Raw genomic sequence first — 21978 nt, 5'->3', positions numbered from 1 at the left:
CGAGGTGCGGAGAACCGAATCAATATCCAACTTCTACCCGGTTTCTACCGTGCTGTTTAGCTTGATACATCGCGGCGTCGGCACGTTTGATTAAGGATTCGGGGCTATCGCTACCTTTTAAGGCAGCAATGCCCAAACTTGCCGTCAGATTCAACACGTCCATGCCATAGGCCAAGGTATGCGATTCAATGTCGGCACGGATGCGTTCAGCTATCACCGTGGCGCCGTCGATGTCGGTATCGCTCAGCAAGATCACAAACTCTTCGCCGCCGTAACGAAACACCGCATCGCTACCGCGCACGCTGTCTTTCAACCAGCCGGCCAATGAAGACAGCGCCAAATCGCCGCAACCGTGCCCGTAATCGTCGTTGATATGCTTGAAGTGATCGACATCCACAAAAATCACCGACAAATGCTGCGAATTACGATGTGCACGTTTGATCTCGCGCAGCAAACAGTCGTTAAACGCCGTGCGGTTATTGGTTTTGGTCAACGGATCGGTAAACGCCATTTTCAATGCTTGTTGAAACAAGGTGGCATTTCTCAATGGGTAAATCAGGCAACACAACAGACTTTCCAGCATTTTCAACTCGTCTTTGTTGAAACGATTGCTGCGGGTCAATTTCAACTCGCCCAGCTGTTGCTCTTCAACTTTCAAGGCATAGTTGCAAGAATGACGGGCCATCACGCCGCGTTTGAACTCCAAATCGAACTCTTCGTTGATATATTCAACGCCGTTGTGCGGAATGGTATTTTGAATTTTATTGCAGAAAATGCTGATCAGTTCGTTGAATTCCAATGTGGTCTGCAAAGCACTACTGATATCGTAATGATGCAAATTGACAGCGGTTGAGGCTTCAAAGGTTTTATTACTGACTATCGCTAAATCGGCTGCTTTATCTTTCATGACGGTTCCCCGAGTCTTGAATCAAACTTCAAGGGGAATAAAGCCAATAGCGTGCCAATTAATTTTTAACTTGTAAATACAAATACTTAATAACAAACAACCGCAAACTTTTTCAGCAAGCGGCAATTTTCCGCCGCTTAGCTGCCGCCGTATGGCTTTGCCGACTTTTAAAACAAACCCAACTGCACCTGCGCCACTTCCGACATCATTTCCCGCGACCAAGGCGGATCTAAAACCACTTCGACATCAACCGAACTAACGCCGGGCAAGGCGCGGATGCATTTCTCGACATCGCTTTGGATGACCGGACCCATGCCACAACCCGGCGCGGTCAAGGTCATTTGCACGTGCACATCGTTGCCGCCATCGGCATTGGGCTTGGCGCTGCAATGGTAAACCAAACCCAAATCGACGATATTGACCGGAATTTCCGGGTCATAGACGGTTTTCATCACTTCCCAGCAATTCTTTTCGACGGCTTTGCTGTCGGTTTCCGACACCAAGGTGTGCAAATGCTGAGTTTCCTTGCCCAAGGCATCAGCATCGATACCGGCGATTCGCACCATATGGCCGTAATCGGTCACCACGGTGTAATTGCTGCCCAAAGCCTGATGTATCGTGACTTCCTGGCCTTTATTCAAGGTGCCGTGGTTGCCGTCCGGAATGGTGACGATGTTGACGTCGCGGGTTAAAAATACAACTTCTCTGTCTGCCATAAGTGTCTTAAGGTTTAAAAGTTTGGGCGTCAATAATTTGACCGGTGTTGCCGATACTGGCATCGCTAAATAGGTAAACATACAGCGGATCGAGGCTGCTCATGCTCGGTAGCTTGGTCTTATCTTCGGCCGGGTAAGCTCTCTTCCGCAACGGCGAATCCACCGGCCCCGGCACCAGAGTATTAACACGGATTTTTTGTCCTGCTTCCAGTTCGGCAGCCAGAATGCCGGCGAAGCCTTCCAGCGCGATTTTCGCTACACCGTATGCACCGGAATAAGCCTGAACTTTGCGCGCGGACGAATCGGAGATGAACACGATGGAAGCGTGCTCGCTACGTTGCAGCAATGGCAACAACACCCGGCATAACAAGAAAGGCGCGCTAAGATTGACGTTTAAGGCATGCCCCCAATCCTTGGTTTTGTAATTGGCGATGGGGCTGTAGGCGCTAAATTCCACCGCCGCATGCAATACACCATGCAAAGCGCCGTAACGCTGCGCTATCGCCTCGGCCATTTCTTCGTATTGCGCTTCGCTGGCGCCGGCCAGATCGAAGGGATACATCACCGGTTCCGGACCACCGGCAGCTGAAATCGCATCGTAGATTTTTTCCAGCTTGGGAATGCTTTTATCCAGCAGAATGATTTGCGCGCCCTGTTTGGCTAAAGCCAGGGCCGCCGTGCCGCCCAGGCCGCCGCCGGCACCAGTGATGAGTAAAACCTTATTGCTTAATGACATAAATTAGCGTGTATCCATTCCATCAATTGTGGCGGTTGTTCTATTAAGGCGTCGGCCCCCCAGGTATGGGGTTGGTCGTCGCTTTGCAAATAGCCGTACAAGGCCGCCAGGGTTTTCATATTCGCTCGCTTACCGGCCGTGATGTCATGTATGGCATCGCCTATATACACGCAATTTTCCGGCGCCACGCCGGCTTGGCGGCAGGCGGCCAGCATCGGTTCGGGATGCGGCTTGCTGTTGGCTGTGGTGTCGCCGCTAATAATGCACGCGGCCCGCTCGCTAAGTTGCATCGCATCCATCAAGGGCACGGTAAAACGGGTTTTTTTATTGGTGACTACGCCCCACTTCAAGCCCAGCTGTTCTATAGCCTCCAAGCTATCGGTAATGCCCTGAAAGAAGCGGCTGTGTTCGGCGATATTCTGTTCGTAGCTGTCCAGCATGAACGCCAGCATCTGTTGGGCCAAATTGTCATCCACTGACACGCAATGCCTGATCATCGGCATAGCACCGTGAGAAATGAAGGGCCGTACCGTTGCCGCGGGCGCTTCCGAAAAGCCATGGGCCAGCAGCGTCTTGTTCAAGCAGGCAATCAAATCCGGTGCTGTATCGACCAAGGTACCGTCGAGGTCAAACAATACGCAATCCAGTTTAAATCCGGTCATGCTCGTTTTACTCAGGACGCTGAAACGCAGCGATGTAATTGACGCCGATGTCGTTACCCAAACTAAAACGCTTGCTGAATGGGCTGTATTCGATACCGACCATCCCTTGTAACTCAAGCCCCACGCTTCTGGCCATCTGCCCCAACTCGGAAGGTTTGATAAAGGTTTTATAGTCGTGCGTGCCTTTGGGCACCATTTTCAGCACATGTTCAGCCGCGACGATTGCCAGCAACCAGGCTTTTGGCACCCGGTTCAATGTCGAGAAAAACACCATGCCACCAGGCTTAACCAGCGTCGCACAGGCAGCAATGATGGAAGCGGGATCGGGCACATGTTCCAGCATTTCCATACAGGTGACATGGTCGAAACCGGCCGGCTCTTCCTCGGCTAGTTGTTCGGCGCTGATTTTCCGGTAACTGGCGTTGACGCCGGTTTCCAGGCCATGCAAATCGGCAATATCCAGCAAGTCTTCGCTTAAATCGACACCCAAGGCATCCGCACCGGCTTTCGCTAAGCCTTCGGTAAGAATCCCGCCGCCGCAACCGACATCCACTACCCGCTTGCCTTGCAAATCGGCGTATTGCTGAATGAACTGCAAGCGCAAAGGATTCACGTCGTGCAAGGTTTTAAACTCGCCGTTCGGGTCCCACCAACGCTCAGCCTGCGAGCCGAACTTATGAATTTCATGGGGATGTACGTTTTCTTTCGCTGTCATAATGCCAACCTGTTCATGAGGCTATAGTTTACTGTATTACTAGGTTATTCGTCATGCGCCAACTTCCGGCCCTGCTTTTGAACTCAGCGCAACGGCTTAAATGGCCTTTAGCACGGCTTCTGGGCGGCTAATAAAATAGCGGTTAATTCGATGGATGTTCTTGCAGGCGCTCTTGCCAAAGCGTGACTTTTTGTCGCAGAGCCGGGACATCAAACGAGGTCAATTCGCGCTTGCGCAGTAATTGTTTACCGTTAACCCAGACATCGGTGACTTGGTGCCGACCGGCGGCATAGACGATCTGCGCCAGCGGATTGAACAAGGGTTGAGTTTCCAGTTCGCTTAAATCTATGGCCACCACGTCGGCAGCTTTACCGATAACCAGTGAACCGATTTCAGCGTCCAAACCCAAGGCCTTGGCGCCGTTAATAGTCGCCATTTCCAACGCAGTCGTCGCCGATACCGCGCTGGCATCGCCTGCTACACCCTTCCCTAGCAAGGCGGCGGTACGCATTTCCGACAGCATATCCAAATCGTTATTGCTGGCCGCGCCGTCGGTACCCAAGGCCACATTAATGCCTGCCGCCAGACACTCCGCCACCGGACAAAAACCGCTGGCCAATTTTAAATTGGATTCCGGGCAATGCACGATGTGACCGCCGGTCTCCGCGTAAAACCGGATGTCTTCGCTAGACAATTGCGTCATATGCACCGCGATAAAGGATGGCGTCAGCAAACCCAGCTCATGCAAACGCTGTAGCGGCGTTTGGCTGTTTTTACTTTTTTGCTCGTCGACTTCATGCGCGGTTTCGTGCAGATGCATGTGCACGGTCAGATTCATCTCGTCGGCATAGGTAATCACGTTACGTAAAGGCCCGTCCGACACGGTATACGGCGCGTGCGGTGCGAACGAGGTGCTGATCAAGGTTTCATGCCGGAGTTGCTCGTGCAACGCCAAGCCCTTGGTCAGATAGGCGTCCGCGTTTTCCGCCCATACGGTCGGAAAATCGAACACGATCAAACCGATATTGGCGCGTATGCCGTGTTGTATGGCTTGTTGCGCGACGATTTCCGGAAAAAAATACATGTCATTGAAACAGGTCGTGCCGCAGCGCAGCATTTCGGCAATCGCCAGATCGGTGCCATCTCTGACAAACGCTTCGCTGACCCATTTTTGCTCGGCCGGCCAGATATGGTTTTGCAGCCAGTCCATCAGATGCAGGTCGTCGGCAATTCCGCGCAGCAAGGACATCGCGGCGTGCGTATGGCAGTTAATCAAACCCGGAATCAGCGCATGCCGTTCCAGCACTTCGACATGCCGCGCTTGGTACTTTGCAATTGCCTGCTCGGTCGGTAACAAATCGACAATTCGGCCGTCATCTATCACAAGACTGGCGTACTCATAGATTGCGGACGCCGGCTCAACCGGTATAATCCAACGGGCTTGAATGAGAAGGTCGACCAGCATGGGTTCTCCCGATATGCAAAGCGGCAATTATACCTCGTTAGCGGGCTTGCTCGCCTGCGGAGAAACTTGTTGTGGCCCAGGCTATTTCACCTGCACCCTATGGACGGCCAGATCTTTATGAGCAACAACCAAACTGTCGCAACTACGACTATCCTGATTGTGGACGACACGCCGGAAAACATCGCGACCCTTGGCGATCTCCTTAAGCCCAACTACAACTTGCGTGTCGCTATCAACGGCCCGCGCGCGCTGGCCTCCGCCAACTCCGATCCACGCCCCGATTTAATTTTGCTGGACGTCATTATGCCGGAAATGGACGGTTATACGGTGCTGAGTCGCCTACGCGAAAACCCGCATACCGCCGAAATACCGGTCATTTTTGTCACTGCTTTGGACGCCACGGACGATGAAACTCTGGGCCTGGCACTCGGTGCAGCCGACTACATCACCAAACCCCTGCGGCCCGCCATCGTGTTGGCACGCGTGCGCAGCCAACTGGAATTAAAGCAGGCCCGCGACCGGATGCGCGATCAAAACCTCTGGCTGGAAGCCGAAGTGGCGCGCCGCATGAAACAAAATCAACTGATTCAAGATGCCAGCATGCGCGCCCTGGCCAGCCTGGCGGAAACCCGCGACAACGAAACCGGCAATCACATTCTGCGGACGCAAGGCTACGTTGAGGTATTGTGCCAAGAATTGGCGCGCATGCATCACCCGGAAATTCGCGACGCACACTGCATCGAGCTAATCACCAAAGCAGCGCCGTTGCACGACATAGGCAAAGTCGGCATCCCCGATCAGATTCTATTAAAGCCCGGTAAATTGACCGAAGACGAATGGACCATCATGCGCACCCACTCGGCTTTGGGTGCCGAAGCGATCAGCCGCGCCATTCAAGATGAGGCGGATCAATCGGTGTTCGATTTTCTGCACGTAGCGATGAAAATCGCCCACTATCATCACGAGAAATGGGACGGCAGCGGTTATCCGGACGGATTGGCCGGCGAGAACATCCCATTGCCGGCAAGACTGATGGCACTGGCGGATGTGTTCGACGCCCTGATCAATCGCCGTTGTTACAAGAAAGCCATGCCGCTGGAACTGGCGGTTTCCGTCATTCAAGAAGGCAAAGGCAAGCACTTCGATCCGATGATCGTGGATGCATTCAGCAACTGTCTGGAGCAATTCATTTCAATTGCGCTGCGCTACGCCGATACGGAATTTGAGAGTACATATTGATGAAAGACGCACACTGAAAACCGCCTAAACCGATGACATGTCAAACACCTGCAACGCATCGAGAGCAAACGTTCTTTGCAAATTCAAACGGGTTTTATGCCTAAACTGTCCGCGCTGATCTACCTAAAGCTCATCGCAGTTGCCAGTGTTTACGCGTTCACGGGCCAAATTTCTCTGCTTTACTTCACCCCGGACGGTAGTGCCAGCATTTTTTTCGTTGCCAGCGGCGTAGCGCTGGCCGCTACTTTACTGGGCGGTAAAAACTATCTCTGGGCCGTTTTGCTGGGCGCACTGACGCTCAACCTGTTGCAAGGTAAACCGCTGCCTACGGCAACGATCATGTCCTTGGGAAGCGTTGCCGGCGCCGGGTTTGGCGCTTGGTTAGTCCGGCGACATCAGCGGTTTGATGCCACACTGCCAACTTTACGCGACTATTTAATACTGATTTGCCTCGGCGGTTTTATTGCCTGTGCGCTACCCGCGCTGGTTGCTTCTCTGGCCTTGGTCAACGCCGACCTTATCCAGCAAAGCGCTTTCACCAGCAGCCTTATGAACTGGTGGATGGGCGATAGTTTAGGAATCATTTTAATTACGCCGCTAATCCTGGTCTGGTGCGACACACCACACCGACTAAATGCCAAATCCATTGGCGAAGCGCTACTGATGCTGGCCTTGAACGGTTTACTCGGGCAAATTGTGTTTCTCGACTGGTTACATGCCAGTATCGGCGGCTACGCCAAAAGCCATTTACTATTTTTATCGATCAGCTGGATAGCAGTAAGACTTGGCAAGCGCGCCACCACGCTAGCTCTAACCACCGCCGCCGTGCAAGCCATGCTTGGTAGCAGCCAACAGCGTTGGGGATTTTTCGAGCATGATCTGGGCAATCAACACGAATTGAATTACTGGATATTCATATCGGTATTGTCGATAGTCGGTATGGCGTTGGCGAGCTATTTTTCCGAGCGTCAGCAGACCCTGGAAACCCTAAGTGAAAAGGAAGAACTGTTCCGCACCCTGATAAAAGCCATGCCCGACATGGTCTGGCTTAAAGATCCGAATGGCATTTATTTGCTCTGCAATCCCAGTTTCGAGCCCTTATGCGGCACAACCGAGGAGCAGGTAGTCGGCAAGACCGATTACGATTTTGTGAATGAAGAGTTAGCCGATTTTTTCCGCGAACGCGATTTGGTGGCGGTTGCCGCCGGCAAGCCTTGTGTGAATAAAGAGTGGCTCACCTTTGCCGATGGCAAACATACGGGCCTTTACGAAACCATCAAAACCCCGGTGACCACTACAGACGGCAAACTTCTCGGCATATTGGGCGTCGCGCGCGAAATCACCGAAACACACCGCATCCAAAGGCAATTGCAGGAGCGAATCAAGGAACGCGAATGCCTTTTTACCATTTTTAAAAAAACCGAAGACAAGGACCAGGGTCCGGTTGCCATGCTCCAGTCGGTCGCCGACATTCTGCCGAGCGGCTGGCAATACCCGGAAATCACCGCGGCCCTTATCGAATGGGAAGGCCTTTTAGTCAGCAGCGCCAATTTCCGCGAAACCCCTTACCAACTCAGCGCTCGGCTCAACACTCAAACCGGCGCGCCCGGCCGTATCAGTATTTTTTACCTGGAATCACGGCCAACGGAACAGGAAGGTCCGTTTCTGCGGGAGGAGCGTGCTTTACTCGACACAGTAGCCGAACGGCTGGCCACGGTTCTGGATCAACACTTGGTGCATTTGCAATTTAAGGAACGCGAAGAAATTCATCGCACCATCGTTGCTCAGGCCCTTGATTCCATCGCGCTGATTGCCGCCGGCAGTTTAGCTTTTGTCGAATTCAACGACACGGCCTGCAATAGCCTAGGCTATAGCCGTGAAGAATTTGCGCAACTATCGGTGCGAGACATTCTCGCTGACCAAAACCACATCAAGATTCGCCAACATTTGCGGGCTTTATTCAAACAAGGCAACGCCTGCTTCGATACCTTGCACCGCCACAAAGACGGTAGCTTGCGGGACGTTAACGTCCGTATCAAACGGGTCACATTCCGGGAACGCAATTATTTTGCCGCTATCTGGACCGATACCACGGAGCAAAAACAGCTGCTAAAAGAGTTATCGGAGAAAGCCGAACTGCATCGCGTGCTGGTGGATAACAGCTCGGACGGCATCGTCATCATCGACCAAAGCCACCGGGTGATAGAAGCCAACAAACGCTTTTGTGACATGCTGGGCTACAAACTCGAAGAAGTCTTGCAACTTTATACCTGGGACTTCGAAGCGGAATTAACTGAACAACAAATTCGCGAAAACTATTCCGATCTGCCGCGTACCGATGAGGTCATTGAAACCCGCCATCGCCGGCCGGACGGCAATTGCTTCGACGTAGAAGTCAGCATGAGTGGCGTCAATTGGGGCAATACCAATCTGGTATTTTGTGTGTGCCGCGATATTACCGCACGCAAGCAAATCACCAATCAACTGGCCGACGAACGCCGCAGACTCGCGGATATTATCGAAGCCACCCACGCTGGCACCTGGGAATGGAATCTGCAAACCGGCCAAGCCGTTTTCAACGAACGCTGGGCGGAGATCTTCGGTTATCAACTCATTGGACTTCAGCCATTTACCACGCATAGCTGGGAACAATTCGTTCATCCCGAAGACCTTAAACTTGCCAACCTCTTACTGGAAGAGCACTTGGCCGGCCTGAGCGATTACTACCAGTGCGATTTGCGCATGCGTCATAAGGACGGTCGCTGGGTTTGGATCGCCGACCGCGGCAGGGTGACCCAACGTACGGCGGACGGTAAGCCCTTAATCGTCAGTGGTACGCACATGGACATTACCGAACGCCGCGATGCCGAACAACGGATACGCGAGAGTGAAGAACAGTTTCGGACGCTTTTCGAGGATACCAAGGAAGCAATCAGCATCCTTGAAGATGGCCGCTTCGTTAACGCCAATCGCGCCTGTCTGGACATGCTGGGCCTGGATAACTTCGACGCGCTGAAAAACATCAGCCCCGAACAGCTATCGCCCCAATTTCAGCCTGATGGGCAATCATCCGCGGATAAAGCAAACGAGATGATGCATATTGCGCTGAAAAACGGCAGCCATCAATTCGAGTGGCTGCATGTGCGCGCCAACGGCGAGTGCTTCCCTACGGAAGTGTTGCTTACCGCCATACGCCGCAAAGACAAGGCTTTGTTGCACGCCGTCTGGCGAGACATGACCGAAAAGAAAAAAGCCGAAGCTGAGCTGGCCAACTATCGCCAACATCTGGAAACCCTGGTTGCCGAACGTACCGTCGAGCTGAAAATCAGCGAAGAACGTTTGGGCTTTGCGCTGGCAGCCAGCAATGATGGCATCTGGGACTGGAATATTCGCGACAACTCCAGTTATTGCAATCAGGCTTATTTCGAAATGTTGGGCTACGAACCAGGCGAGCTCGGGCAAGATGCAAACAGCCATTGGATGCAACTGCTGCATCCGGAGCATAGAGCACAAATTGTTGAACAAGCGCAGCAAGAACTGCAAAAAAAGGGAATTTACGAAATGGAGTTTCAAATGCGCGCCAAGGATGGCAGCTACAAATGGATTTTAAGCCGCGCCAAAGTCGTCGAACGAGACCAGAGCGGCCAGGCCATTCGCGCGGTGGGTACCCACACCGACCTGACGGCCCGCAAGGAATTGGAACTTGCCCTGCTCGCGGCCAAGGAACAAGCCGAAGCCGCCAGTCTGTCGAAAAGTACCTTTCTAGCCAATATGAGCCATGAAATACGCACGCCGATGAATGCGATTTTGGGTATGTCTCATCTGTTGCAGCGCGAGCTAAATCAACCCGACCAACTAGATAAACTCGATAAAATCACCTATGCCAGCAAGCATTTATTGAGTCTGATCAACGATATTCTGGATCTGTCGAAAATCGAAGCAGAGCGCTTGCAGATAGAAGAAACGCCTATTAAGGTGGCAGCCTTATTGGACCATGCCTACAGCATGATGGCGGAGCGGGCGCGCGGCAAGGGTCTTAGATTTTCAAAAGAGCTCGATGATGCTTTAGCTGTTATGCCCTTGCTCGGCGACCCTTTGCGTATCGGCCAGATTTTGATCAATTATCTGGGCAACGCCATCAAATTCACCGATGCCGGCGAAATCTTGCTCAAAGCCTGCTTGCTGACACAATCGGCGGAACACATTGAAGTCCGTTTCGAAGTGCGAGACACCGGCATAGGTCTGGACGACGAACAACAAGCCCGCGTGTTCGAAGCCTTCGAACAAGGCCAAAGTTCCACCACCCGCAAATACGGCGGCACCGGTCTGGGCCTGACGATTAGCCGCCACCTTGCCAACATGATGGGCGGCACGGTGGGAGTCACTAGCACCAAGGGCATGGGCAGCACCTTTTGGTTTACCGTCAAACTAAAATCCGACCGCAATCCGCGCAACGTCTTGCTGGCTACCGATACCGCTGACTTTCGCCGCGACGCAACCATCTTGCTAGTCGAAGACAACGAAATCAATCAAGAGGTAGCAAGAGAACTATTGGAAACCACCGGATTGACGGTCGAACTTGCCAATCACGGTGCCGAAGCGTTAAACATGGTAAAAAACCGACGCTACGATCTAATATTGATGGACATGCATATGCCAATAATGGACGGACTGGAAGCCACCCGGCTAGTTCGGCAATTGCCCAATTGTCAGACTTTAACGATTATTGCGATGACCGCCAATGCCTTTCAGGAAGATCGCCAAGAATGCCTGAATGCCGGTATGAACGATTTTCTGGCTAAACCGGTCGATCCCGACATGTTATTCGCCATGTTGAGCCGCTGGCTGCCGGACAATCGCGGCACTCCCAATTCTCCACCCGCAGAAAAAGTAAATCCGGACAAGTCATTGGTTCTGGATACTGCCATCGGGCTGCGCAGCTTTGCCGGCAAGCACCACAGCTATGAAAAGATGTTGCGGCGTTTTGTTGATTCACATCTCGACGATGCGCGGAAAATAGTCGAAACAGTTGAAGCTGACGACATGGAGACCGCCCGGCGTCTAGCCCACACATTGAAGGGTGTGGCGGCGACGCTGGGGCTGGAGCAAGTGCGGGCCTTGGCGGCGATTTTGGAGCAAAGCATAAAATCGACCGAGGAGCGTTCGGCTATTGCCGCCAGCTGCGACCCACTATGCTTGGCCTTGGCGGCGGCTGCGACGGAAATTCGTAAGTTATTGGTTAATCCGACTACTAGCGAGGAAATAACTGCCATGCTCGACACCGACCAGCTCAAGGCGCTTATACCCAAGCTTCTAAGCATGCTGGCGAGCGACAATATTGACGCTGTCGATAGTTGGCACAAGATAGCGCCCACATTGACCAGTCTGCTGGAGGAAGCGCAACAGGTCGAGATAATTAGCAGACAAATTGAAAATTACGATCTACCGGGCGCACTGGCAAACTTGCGGCAGTTGCTCGGACAACACACGGAATTCGTGGCATTTACCAAAGCTTAAACACTATTAACCCGACCAATATCGACAAGTACAGCAGTAAGCATAAAAACACCTTAAAATAATGCTTATATGCCTGACTATGGCCGCGTCTAGCTAGTATTTTCAACACAAATTGACCGCTCTTGTGCCCTCTGAGAGCATCGGGAATTGCCAGTTGCTGGGACTCAGAGCCATCTCAATCATTTATTCTTTGGATTTAAACGGAACCACCATGAGTACAAGCCAAAAACTTTCCGTACAAGCCTTGCAATGGAGCGGACACAGCCTGAAAGTGCTGGACCAGCGCTTGCTGCCGGAAACCATCACCTACGACGAATACAACGACGCCGCCGGCGTCACCGAAGCCATAGCCTCGATGCGGGTACGCGGCGCGCCGGCGATAGGCATCGCCGCCGCTTACGGCGTAGTGCTATCGACGATACAACATTATCCGAACGGCGATTGGCAAAACGCCGTGGCACAAGACATTCAACAGTTAGCCGCCTCCCGACCGACGGCGGTAAACTTGTTCTGGGCGCTGGACAAGATGCGTAGTCTTTTAGCACAAAATCCGGCGGAACCCATCGTGGCACTGAGCCAATTGGCCGAGCAAATTCACGCCGAAGACATCGCCGCCAATCACGCCATGGGCGAGCGCGGCGCCGATGTCATCGGCAATGCCAAAGCGGTGTTGACGCATTGCAACGCGGGCGCGCTGGCTACCGGCGGTTATGGCACCGCACTGGGCGTGATCCGCAGTTTGCACCAGCGCGGTCAACTCCAAAACGTCTACGCCGACGAAACCCGGCCCTGGCTGCAAGGTGCGCGCTTGACGGTGTGGGAACTGGCGCAAGACGGTATCCCTGCCACCTTGATCGCCGATTCGGCCGCCGCTTGGCTGATGAAGTCCGGCAAAATCGATTGGATCATCGTTGGCGCGGACCGGATCGCCGCTAACGGCGACGTGGCCAACAAAATCGGCACGTATTCGCTGGCGGTATTAGCCAAACAACATGGTGTGAAAATGATGGTTGCAGCCCCCTCTTCCACCTTCGATTTCAGCATGGCAAACGGCGACAGCATTGAAATTGAGGAGCGCAATCCCAAAGAATTACTAGCGGATTGTTACATAAACGAAGGCTCGCTGGTAAACGCCTGGAACCCGGTGTTCGACGTCACCCCGGCCGCCTTGATTAGCGCCATCGTCACCGAACGCGGCGTGGTTATCGATCCCGGTCTACACGGGGTAAGGAGCTTAGCATCATGTTAAATTTACCGCGCGGCAACAACCCATTGTTCGCACTTGGCTGTTTGTGGCAGGGCGTGAAAATGCTCACCCATCCCGAGTTGCGCAAATATCTGTTAATCCCCTTGTTCATCAATATGGTGTTGTACACCGGCGCTTTCGTGCTGGGCTACCATTCGGTGTCGGCCTTGATTCATTCCTTTATCCCGGACTGGCTGTCCTGGTTGAACTGGATTTTATGGCCGCTGTTTTTTATCAGCTTTTTGATAATCGGCTTCTTCACCTTTACCCTGTTCGCCAATTTGATCGCCGCGCCCTACTACAGCCAGTTAGCTGCCAAGACCTTGCAACTGATTAGCGGCGGCAGCGTGGTCAAAGCCGACCTGCCCTGGGATAAGGTATTTTTTGGCGAACTGCGGCGAGTCGGTTATCTGTTGATACGAGTCTTGCCCTTGCTTCTACTGTTTCTAATTCCGGTGGTCAATCTGATCGCACCCTTGCTGTGGGCGGTATTTGCTGCGTGGGGTATCGCGATGGAGTTTTTGGCGTACCCGCTGGAAGAACGCGGAATGCCGTTTCCTGAGCAGAAACAATTCATGAAGCAGACACGTTGGGGGGTGATAAGCTTCGGCGGCCTGACCGGCCTGGGCCTGACCTTGCCGATCGTCAATTTATTGATGGGCCAAGCGGCGGTAATCGGCGCGACGATTTATGTGTACCGTTTGTCGGAAGCACAATCCACCGCGCCACAATCGGCTTAACTTCCCATAAGCATCACCCCAACTTCAAGCGGGGTGATGCATCGGCATGACTCAGAACTTGATGGTCAAACCCACAAACGCCGAACGTCCCATCCCGGCGATGTTTCTACCCCAGGGTACGGTGACATTAGCCGCCGCTGTGGGATTCATGCCATAGCGGTCGCCCAAATAAGCGCCGGCCAAAGGATGGTAATACTGCTTATCCAGCACGTTATCCAATCCCACATCAAAACGTACCTTGCCCCACTCGTAGCCGGTTCTGGCGTTTAGCAGGATATAAGCCGCCGTCTCTGTTTCGTTGCGGATGGCCTGTACATCGTCCTTACCGTCGACAAACTGCATTTCGATGGCGCTTTGCCAGTCGTGCAGGCGGTGATCCAGGCTCAGTTTCATGTTGAACGGCATTATGTGATACAGATTGCCGCCATCCATGCGCTCGCCGCGCACATAACTCATGGTGGTATGCGTCGCAAATTCACCGACGGTTGGATCTTTATACAGCCGCGCCCGACCTGACACATCCATACCCCAGAGCCGGGCATCGTGATTGGCGTATTGCAAATAGACAAAGCTGTTAGTGGCGGTTTGCGGCGTGGCTTTGCAACCGCTAGCTGCCGCATTCGAGGCGCTGACGCAGCGATCGGCATCGATGAAGTTGTTCACGTAGGTAAAATAAGGCGTGACGTTAACTTCCCACAAATTGTTTTTCGGCTCGTGAAATGCGCCGGTCAAGCTAAGGGTGTGCGCAGTTTCCTCGGTCAAGTCCATATTACCGATGTAGCCGTTACCGTCGCCGTGCCAGCCTATCATCGCCATATCCATATTGCGCGCCCCCCAGACATAGCGCTCGTATAAATTAGGCGCGCGGTTTTTGCGTGCGTAACCCAATTCGTATTGGCTCATGTCGTTTGGAGTAAATTGCACCAAGGCAGTGACGTCGAAGGTGTCGTTGCTGCGCTCGCGGTCGCGGGCGTTAAAAGCATTCGCCGCGTTTAAGGCGGTAATCGCCCCGGCCCTATCCACCGTACGCGCCGGACCGGTGTTGATTAAATCGGGATTGTAGGGCTGGACGTTGCCGGTATTGGCGGTGGTGTGGTCGTAGCGTAGACCTAACAAACTACGCCATTTCGCGTCCCAATTGGCTTCCCATTCGCCAAAAAATCCCACCCGCTCACGTTCGCCATTGTTGATATTCAAATACGCTTCCGGCGCCATCATCGAGTAAGCGCTGCGGGCGTCGGTATTGTTGGCGGCGATACTGGTATTGGTGTGTACCGCCGGCCAATAATCGTTGATCTTGTTGCTATGATATTCGTTGCCGATGCGATAGGTGTCGCGCTTGTTGAACGGAATTTCCGCTTGGATTTTATAACCCAGGTTGCGGCCACGGGTTTCCATCGGCATTTGATCGTTAGGCGGCCCGAATGTGCCGCCGCTAGCCGTGCCATCGAGATACTGACTGTGCTTGTCCTCGCCGATATCCATGCTGTGCTGCGTGCTTTCGAAATAGAACTTGCTCTCCAGCGAGCCCCAATCGAAACTACCCTTGTGCATGATATTGCCGAAGATGCTGTCGTTGTTGGTCAAGTCCATCCGTTGATTCGGAAAGCCCTGGAATGGAATATGCTGTTGACCGCCACGAATCACGACTAAATGCTTGTCGGTTTTGAAGGATAAAGCCGCCGAGTGGTTTTGGTTTTCGTAAGCGGTGGATTTGACGATCTGGCCGTTGCCGTCGTTGTAATTCATGCTTTCGGTGTGCGAACCGGTATAGTCCAGCCGCACGTTTTGTGTCGCCACGCCGGCGGCGATGCTGCCGCCGAAGGCGTCGCCGTTGCTGCGGTAAAACGACGAGACGCTGCCGTCCAGCAAAATATCCTTGCCCGGCTCGGCAAATACCGGATCGGGCGTTTGTACCGAAATCGTGCCGCCGATGCTGTCGCCACCCAAACTCACCGGCGTCACCCCGGTCAAAATGGTGATCTTGCCGATATTGCTGCGGTCGATATACGACAAAGGCGGATTCATGTGGTTGGCACAAGCCGAAGTCAGCGTCATGCCGTTGATGTCTATCTTCACCCGGTCATCGTTCAAGCCGTGTATCACGGGCAAACTGGACACGCCGCCGGCACCGTATAAACTCACCCCCGGCGTGTCTTCCAGCAATTTGGCGGTATCGCTGACCGCCGCGCGTTTGCTGGTGAGAATATCCGCTTCCATGTCCGAAGCATTTAGGGCCTTAACCCCCGGAAACTTATCGGTAACGATGATTTTTTCCAAAACCACGTCGCCGCTCAATGTATCCGGGATCTCTTCATCGGCGTTAACCACCGTTGTAAAGCCGAAAAGCACACCAGTGCCCAGCAAGCAAAGCAGTCCAAGTTCTGTTTTTGCTGAAGTGAGAGCATGCCGGTCCGTTTGCTTATGGTCTGCGCAGATTGTTTTCATAATTCGCCTTTCGAAAGTCAAAAATAACTTCAATTTGCTATTGCTGCGAGCGACGATCATTAAGACCTTCCGCCCTTGAAACCGTCAAAAAAACTGGAAATCTATGAAATGTCGAAACAGTTTTTATGATTGACTACAGCCGGAAGCGGTCAATCAGCCATAACAAATTAAAGCGAACTATATTGTAATATTAGAATTATTTAATTCAAGTTATTGAACTATGTTATTTAACTTAATATATGATAACTTTCAATAACTTATATAGAAATGACAACAATTATCAAAACAACGTAAGTAGCAATTTACCACACGTCAGAATCGAAAGACCCGAATTAGATGTTAAGTTTTGCGATAAATCGCTGCCGCCACTTACAATAATCACCATTTAGCAATTAACCTTCGAGAACACTCTATGAAATATCAACCTTGTATCGACAAATGCACATCCGAAGGCACTCACTGCGAAGGTTGCGGCAGATCGCACCAGGAAATCACCGACACCAAAAAATTGGTGTCATCGGTCGTGGAATTTATCCGGGAGCATGAATACGAAAATCCCGAAGACTTTGTGGAACGGATCAGCAAAAGTATTTTGAAAAAGCTGCAAAAACCCGCCTGACAGTTGCGATTTGATCGCGATTAAATTCATCAAGAGCCGGTCAATACCAAAAAAAACGCCCTTAGCGGGCGTTTTTGCTATCCAGGCTTGCAAAACGGCGTGCAAAACTTTCCAGGTTCCTGGGGAAAAGAGCGTTGAAAAGTTTCCACCCCAGGTTGTTCAATGACCGGCTTTTTGCCGGAGAAACCTGGAGTGATAAAAATGGAAGTCATAACCGAAATCAGGCGATTGCATTTTGTTGAGAATGTCACCGTCAGCGCCTTGGCGAAATTATTCAAGCTGTCCCGTCCCACTATTCGTAAACACCTCAAGACGGTCGAAGAGCCGGTTTATCCGATCCGAAAGGATCAACCTCACCCGAAGCTAGGCGACTATCTCAAACTGCTAGATGACTGGCTGGCAAAAGACGCTTGCTTGCCCCGCAAGCAAAGACGCACCGCCCAACGGCTATTCGAGTGTTTGCAGATTGAAGGTTATATCGGTGGGTACACGGCGGTGCAGCGTCGTGTCAAAGACTGGAAGCTAAATCACTCTGGCAAGCCCATCGCCAAACAGGCCTTCGTGCCTTTATGCTTCCCACCTGGTGAAACGTGCCAGTTCGACTGGAGTCATGAAACGGCCGTGCTTGGCGGCGTGGAACAAATCGTCAAGGTGGCGCATTTCCGTTTGACCTACAGTCGGCAAATGTTTGTCATTGCTTATCCGCGTGAAACCCAGGAAATGGTATTGGACGCCCATAATCAGGCATTCGCGTTCTTCGGCGGTGTACCCAAACGTATGGTCTATGACAATCTGAAAACCGTGGTGGACGCGATCTTTGTCGGCAAGGAGCGGCGCTTTAATCGCCGTTTCCTAGCCTTAGCCAATCACTATCTGTTCGAGCCTATAGCCTGTACGCCCGAAGCGGGCTGGGAGAAAGGCCAGGTCGAAAATCAGGTTGGTAATATCCGCGAATGGCTATTCACGCCGCTGCCACATTGTGCCAACTTTACCGAGCTGAATGCTTGGCTGGCAAGACGTTGCCAAGAACTGGCGGCTCGACCGCATCCCGAGCAGACTAGTCGCTCAACAGCGGAATGCTTCGCGGAAGAGCGGCCATTGCTGTTGCCCATCAAGGCGCCATTCGAGGGTTATGTGGAATCGATGCGCCGAGTATCCAGCCAGTGCCTGATCTGTATTGATCACAATCGGTATAGTGTCCCGGCCTCATGGGCCAATCGCGTGGTATCGGTACGACTCACGGCGCATCGCATCGGTATGGTGGCGGATGGTAAAGTGATTGCCGACCATGAGCGCCGTTTTGGGCGAGATCAGTTAATCTGTGATCCCTGGCATTATCTGCCGGTACTCGAAAAAAAACCCGGTGCACTCCGCCATGGTGCGCCGTTTGTGACCTGGGATTTGCCGGTTGCCATCAAAGTGGTACGTGATCGTATCCTCAAGCAAGACAAGGGCGATAGAGCCTTTGTCGATCTGCTGTTAATACCCACAGGGCACAAGTGGCGAGAGACCTGGGGGAAGCCGGTCTGGACACGCTGGACGTGGCCTGTGATCTGACCTTGCAAACCGGCGTGATTAGCGCGGCCATCGTACTCAATGAAATGCGACGCCTAACGGAAGCCGCTCAGCCAAAACCGTTGGCGAATACACCGGCATCGACACCCACACTCACGCTCGAACCCGTCGCCGATTGCAGCCGTTACGACACCTTACGGAGCGCTCGCCATGTCCATTGATCGCGCTGCGCAACTGAAAACCCTGCATCTGTTCGGTATGGCCTCTGCCTGGAACGAATGGCAAGCCGAATATGGGCTTCAGCAAAAACCCGTTATGCCGGAAGTCTGGTTGGATCGCTTGATTGCCACGGAACTAGCGGATCGCCAGGCACGCAGTTTGAATTATCAACTCAAAGCGGCGCGCTTTCCCATTCATCGTGACTTGATGAATTTTGACTGGGTAGAAACACCGCTGCCCAAAGCCAGAATCGAACAGCTCGCGACCGCTGGCTTCATGGATCAAGCCTACAACCTCATTTTAGTCGGCGGTACTGGCACCGGTAAAACCCATCTCGCAACGGCCTTGGGCGTGGCGGCCATTCACCAAGGCAAACGGTTACGCTTCTACAACGCCGTCGATCTCGTCAACCAATTGGATAAAGAAAAACAGCAGGGCAAAGCCGGTAATCTCGCGAAGCAACTGACCACCATGGATGCTGTCATCCTAGATGAATTGGGTTATCTACCTTTTCCCGCATCCGGTGGCGCCTTGCTATTCCACCTGATCAGCCAACTCTATGAAAAAACATCCTTGATCATCACCACCAATCTCAATTTCGGCGAATGGGTTCAGGTATTCGGCGATGCCAAGATGACCACGGCGCTTTTAGATCGTATTACCCACCACTGCGATATTTTGGAAACCGGCAATGATTCCTATCGATTCAAGCAACGAAAAAAGGCGGTGGAAAACCAATAACCCGTCGCTGTAACTGCAAACTTTTCGACGATCTTTCCTGGATACTTTTGGAAAGTTTTCTAAGCCGTTTGACAATCCAGGCTTATTGCAACTGACAATCAAGCTTTACGCTTCTTCATACCGACCAACCCAGCCAGCACCGATCCAAACAACCAAACCGCGCCAGGAAGCGGCACGGCGGCCGGCGTTACCGACACCAAGTTGTAGCTATAAGATGTCGCATTGCTGGCTTTGTCGAATACGGCGCCGCCGAAACCGCCAAAGCCCATCCCACTGTAATAATCAAAGCCGGTGGTACCGAAGTAATTGGTTGCGATCAGTTCCTGTTGAGCACCATCAATCTCGTCGCCAAGATAAGAGCTGCCTAGGTTGTAGACCATCGCCGACAAATCGGCCAGGTTGTGAGTAAACGCTGCGACGATAGAGTTACCCGAGAACGACAAAGAAAACGCCGAGATTTCATTGAAATTCATACCGAAATTAGCGCTCCCCACGTTAATCTGCCCTGAGTTATTGGCGTCATTAACAGTAAAACTGCCGGAAATAGTCGCTCCGTCGTCGAAACCGGTCTGCACAAAATTGTAAACCGCCGCGTTAGCTCCGGGTGCCAACAGCGCGCCAGCAACCGCCAAGGCCAGCTTTAAAGATTTAGTTGTCATAATAAGCAGACCTTATTTCGCGGGCGTGGAGGGAAGGAACGGCGAGAAACGGGTACCGGCGGAAGTGCCCAGCAAGCCGAAATTATTGGTCCATTGACCGATAAACGACTGTTTGTCCGGGGTAAATTGCAAATCAAAGAATGATTGAACGGTGACATTCGGCGCAGGCGAAAAATCTAATTGCGCCACGGCCGAGCAATCGGTGTTCATGGTGGCGGTGCCGCTGACCGGGCCTGCGAAACCTGGAGTAATCACCCCGCTTTGCGTGGTAGTGAACGCGCAGGAACCGCCAACTACGCCGTTCAGAACAGTAATTTCACAACGTCCGGTATGCAGATTAGCCAGCGCCACGCTGTTTTGATATAGCACATAGCTGCCGTTCAAATTAGCGGCGCTACAACCTGGCGCAGCTTGAACTTGGCTAGACAGCCCCAGCGTGGCGGCGAGCAATAGATATTTAACGTTTTTCATCGTGTCCTCTCGAAGATCTTGATAGTTATTTTGTGATTGGCGAATTACCCCTAACTATTCCTGCTGATTGCGATTCCGTGCAATCTGAGGCTTAAGTAGGGAAGCAACCCAAAAACTACCTATCAATCCCTATGCCACCGATTTAGTAAAACATATAAAACAACAAGATAAGAAAAAACACGCATCCAATTCGTCCGGTAAAACCGACCGTTTCAAACTGATTTATGATAAAAGTTAGTGTTATGTCACAAATTATTGTAAAAGTAAGTCGTATGCCCAACCGAGGCGGGCAAATCCTCTAGGCAAGGAAACTTCAGGACATGACAGACGCAAAAAAGGCGGGATACAAAAGGCTAAACAGTGACGAGCTGCCTATGCAGCCCGTGCCGCAACAACATTGCTGGCAGCAATCTTTACCTTCTCAAATAGGCGAGGGTAGATCGCTGATTTTTCAGCTCGATCCCTCCCTAAGTTACATAGAAACGACCTATCAACCGCTGCACGATCTAGCAATCAGCAGCAAAATCGATTTCGGCGAACCACGTCTGGTGGTAACTCTTGGGATAACCGGCCACACCCGCTTCATCGACAGCAAGAAGCATGAGCTGACATTTAGCGAAGGCAATACCACGATCACCAGTTTCGACAGCAGTAGCGGCGAACGCCAGTACCAAGCGCATAAACCCATAAAGCAACTACGTTTTTCAATCGGCAAGCGCTGGATGGACCGCTATTTGGGCGAAGATGAATCGGCGTTTTTCTTCCAGAAAAATGCGCTGCAGTTGTTGAGCAGCCGGCCAACCTCGCATCAAAGCGTAATTGCTGCCCGGCAATTGCTCGGCTGCGACCTCAGCGCCCCTTTAGCACCGCTAACGTTAAACGGCCAGGTCATGACGATACTGGCTAACGAACTTAGCGGACTCTGCCAACCTGAAAAATACGGCTATTCCAGATTCGATCAAGCCAGCCGGCACATGGCCGAGCAAGCCCGCGAGATCCTCGAACTGCATTACCAAGATCCGCCCTCACTGGAAAACCTGGCAAAAACCCTGGGCATCACCCCATTCAAGTTAAAAAATCTGTTCCAGCATTACTTTAATAACACCCCGCATGGCATCGTGACCGAGATCAGAATGCAGCATGCTTATCGCGCACTGGCGTCAACTCTGCAACCTATCAGCCTAGTAGCGGAGCTGGTGGGTTACCGACATGCCAGCAACTTCAGCCTGGCTTTTAGTAAATATTTCGGCGTCTCACCCAAACAAATTTCCAAGAAACGTTGAAAAAGCACTGCCGTCCCAATTCGATAACCCACCAGTAATAATCGCTAGGTTATCAACTCTGCGTGCTCAAATCTTACTAA

The 21978-nt window shown here is 52.2% G+C and carries 18 protein-coding genes; 9 read left to right on the top strand and 9 right to left on the bottom strand.

The features are described from left to right. Positions 1-19: 19 nt before the first annotated feature. The 6 genes from G006_RS0123250 to G006_RS0123225 form a co-directional block, all read right to left on the bottom strand. A complete protein-coding gene (locus tag G006_RS0123250; protein WP_020485631.1) occupies positions 20-907 on the bottom strand; it encodes a GGDEF domain-containing protein in 888 nt (295 codons plus the stop codon). 167 nt (positions 908-1074) lie between these two features. Then, complete coding sequence (sufT, locus tag G006_RS0123245; protein ID WP_020485630.1) at positions 1075-1623, bottom strand: putative Fe-S cluster assembly protein SufT; 549 nt, start codon at positions 1621-1623, stop codon at positions 1075-1077. 7 nt (positions 1624-1630) lie between these two features. After that, complete coding sequence (locus tag G006_RS0123240; RefSeq protein WP_020485629.1) at positions 1631-2359, bottom strand: SDR family NAD(P)-dependent oxidoreductase; 729 nt, start codon at positions 2357-2359, stop codon at positions 1631-1633. Then, the gene (locus tag G006_RS0123235) at positions 2350-3021 is read right to left on the bottom strand and encodes an HAD family hydrolase (protein WP_020485628.1); all 672 of its coding nucleotides are present in this window, start codon (positions 3019-3021) and stop codon (positions 2350-2352) included. Before G006_RS0123235 ends, G006_RS0123240 begins: the two co-directional genes overlap by 10 nt. Positions 3022-3028: 7 nt before the next feature. Beyond that, on the bottom strand, positions 3029-3736 hold the full coding sequence (gene ubiG, locus G006_RS0123230; protein ID WP_020485627.1) for a bifunctional 2-polyprenyl-6-hydroxyphenol methylase/3-demethylubiquinol 3-O-methyltransferase UbiG: 708 nt from the start codon (positions 3734-3736) through the stop codon (positions 3029-3031). 142 nt (positions 3737-3878) lie between these two features. Continuing rightward, positions 3879-5201, bottom strand: a complete 1323-nt coding sequence (locus G006_RS0123225; RefSeq protein ID WP_020485626.1) for a TRZ/ATZ family hydrolase — start codon at positions 5199-5201, stop codon at positions 3879-3881. A gap of 117 nt (positions 5202-5318) precedes the next feature. Between G006_RS0123225 and G006_RS0123220 the strand changes: the two genes are divergently transcribed. From G006_RS0123220 to cysZ, 4 genes are all read left to right on the top strand, one after another. Continuing rightward, positions 5319-6440 carry an HD-GYP domain-containing protein gene (locus G006_RS0123220; protein ID WP_033194441.1) on the top strand — a complete coding sequence of 374 codons (1122 nt, stop codon included), beginning with the start codon at positions 5319-5321 and terminating at the stop codon, positions 6438-6440. 96 nt (positions 6441-6536) lie between these two features. After that, positions 6537-11957 carry a PAS domain S-box protein gene (locus G006_RS27370; protein ID WP_152429003.1) on the top strand — a complete coding sequence of 1807 codons (5421 nt, stop codon included), beginning with the start codon at positions 6537-6539 and terminating at the stop codon, positions 11955-11957. A 211-nt stretch (positions 11958-12168) separates the two neighbouring features. Further along, positions 12169-13206 (top strand): S-methyl-5-thioribose-1-phosphate isomerase, encoded by a 1038-nt coding sequence (mtnA, locus tag G006_RS0123210; protein WP_020485623.1) that lies wholly within the window; start codon positions 12169-12171, stop codon positions 13204-13206. Beyond that, a complete protein-coding gene (cysZ, locus tag G006_RS0123205; RefSeq protein WP_020485622.1) occupies positions 13200-13943 on the top strand; it encodes a sulfate transporter CysZ in 744 nt (247 codons plus the stop codon). The genes mtnA and cysZ overlap by 7 nt, the downstream gene beginning before the upstream one ends. Before the next feature lie 51 nt (positions 13944-13994). Here cysZ and G006_RS0123200 read toward each other — a convergent pair whose 3' ends face one another. Further along, entirely contained in the window at positions 13995-16391 is a 2397-nt protein-coding gene (locus G006_RS0123200) for a TonB-dependent receptor plug domain-containing protein (protein WP_085986511.1), read from the bottom strand. 412 nt (positions 16392-16803) lie between these two features. Between G006_RS0123200 and G006_RS0123195 the strand changes: the two genes are divergently transcribed. From G006_RS0123195 to istB, 4 genes are all read left to right on the top strand, one after another. After that, positions 16804-17010 carry a DUF1289 domain-containing protein gene (locus tag G006_RS0123195; RefSeq protein WP_020485620.1) on the top strand — a complete coding sequence of 69 codons (207 nt, stop codon included), beginning with the start codon at positions 16804-16806 and terminating at the stop codon, positions 17008-17010. A 201-nt stretch (positions 17011-17211) separates the two neighbouring features. Beyond that, positions 17212-18567 carry an IS21 family transposase gene (istA, locus tag G006_RS26725; protein ID WP_235048907.1) on the top strand — a complete coding sequence of 452 codons (1356 nt, stop codon included), beginning with the start codon at positions 17212-17214 and terminating at the stop codon, positions 18565-18567. Next, positions 18510-18746, top strand: a complete 237-nt coding sequence (locus G006_RS29270; RefSeq protein WP_225587273.1) for a hypothetical protein — start codon at positions 18510-18512, stop codon at positions 18744-18746. The genes istA and G006_RS29270 overlap by 58 nt, the downstream gene beginning before the upstream one ends. Further along, positions 18736-19485, top strand: coding sequence for an IS21-like element helper ATPase IstB (gene istB / locus G006_RS0123185; RefSeq protein WP_020485619.1), 750 nt, complete (start codon positions 18736-18738; stop codon positions 19483-19485). Before G006_RS29270 ends, istB begins: the two co-directional genes overlap by 11 nt. 98 nt (positions 19486-19583) lie before the next feature. Here the strand turns inward: istB and G006_RS0123180 are convergent, their stop codons facing one another. After that, entirely contained in the window at positions 19584-20144 is a 561-nt protein-coding gene (locus tag G006_RS0123180) for a VPLPA-CTERM sorting domain-containing protein (RefSeq protein WP_020485618.1), read from the bottom strand. Positions 20145-20156: 12 nt separating this feature from the next. Then, complete coding sequence (locus G006_RS0123175; RefSeq protein WP_020485617.1) at positions 20157-20615, bottom strand: hypothetical protein; 459 nt, start codon at positions 20613-20615, stop codon at positions 20157-20159. A gap of 320 nt (positions 20616-20935) precedes the next feature. On the opposite strand from G006_RS0123175, the gene G006_RS0123170 reads away from it, so the two are divergent. Continuing rightward, entirely contained in the window at positions 20936-21898 is a 963-nt protein-coding gene (locus G006_RS0123170; protein ID WP_020485616.1) for a helix-turn-helix transcriptional regulator, read from the top strand. Positions 21899-21978: the final 80 nt, after the last annotated feature.

It is taken from the genome of Methylomonas sp. MK1 (assembly GCF_000365425.1).
Classification (GTDB): domain Bacteria; phylum Pseudomonadota; class Gammaproteobacteria; order Methylococcales; family Methylomonadaceae; genus Methylomonas.
Note: the sequence above shows the minus strand (reverse complement) of the source record. Positions and strands in the feature narration are given on the sequence as shown.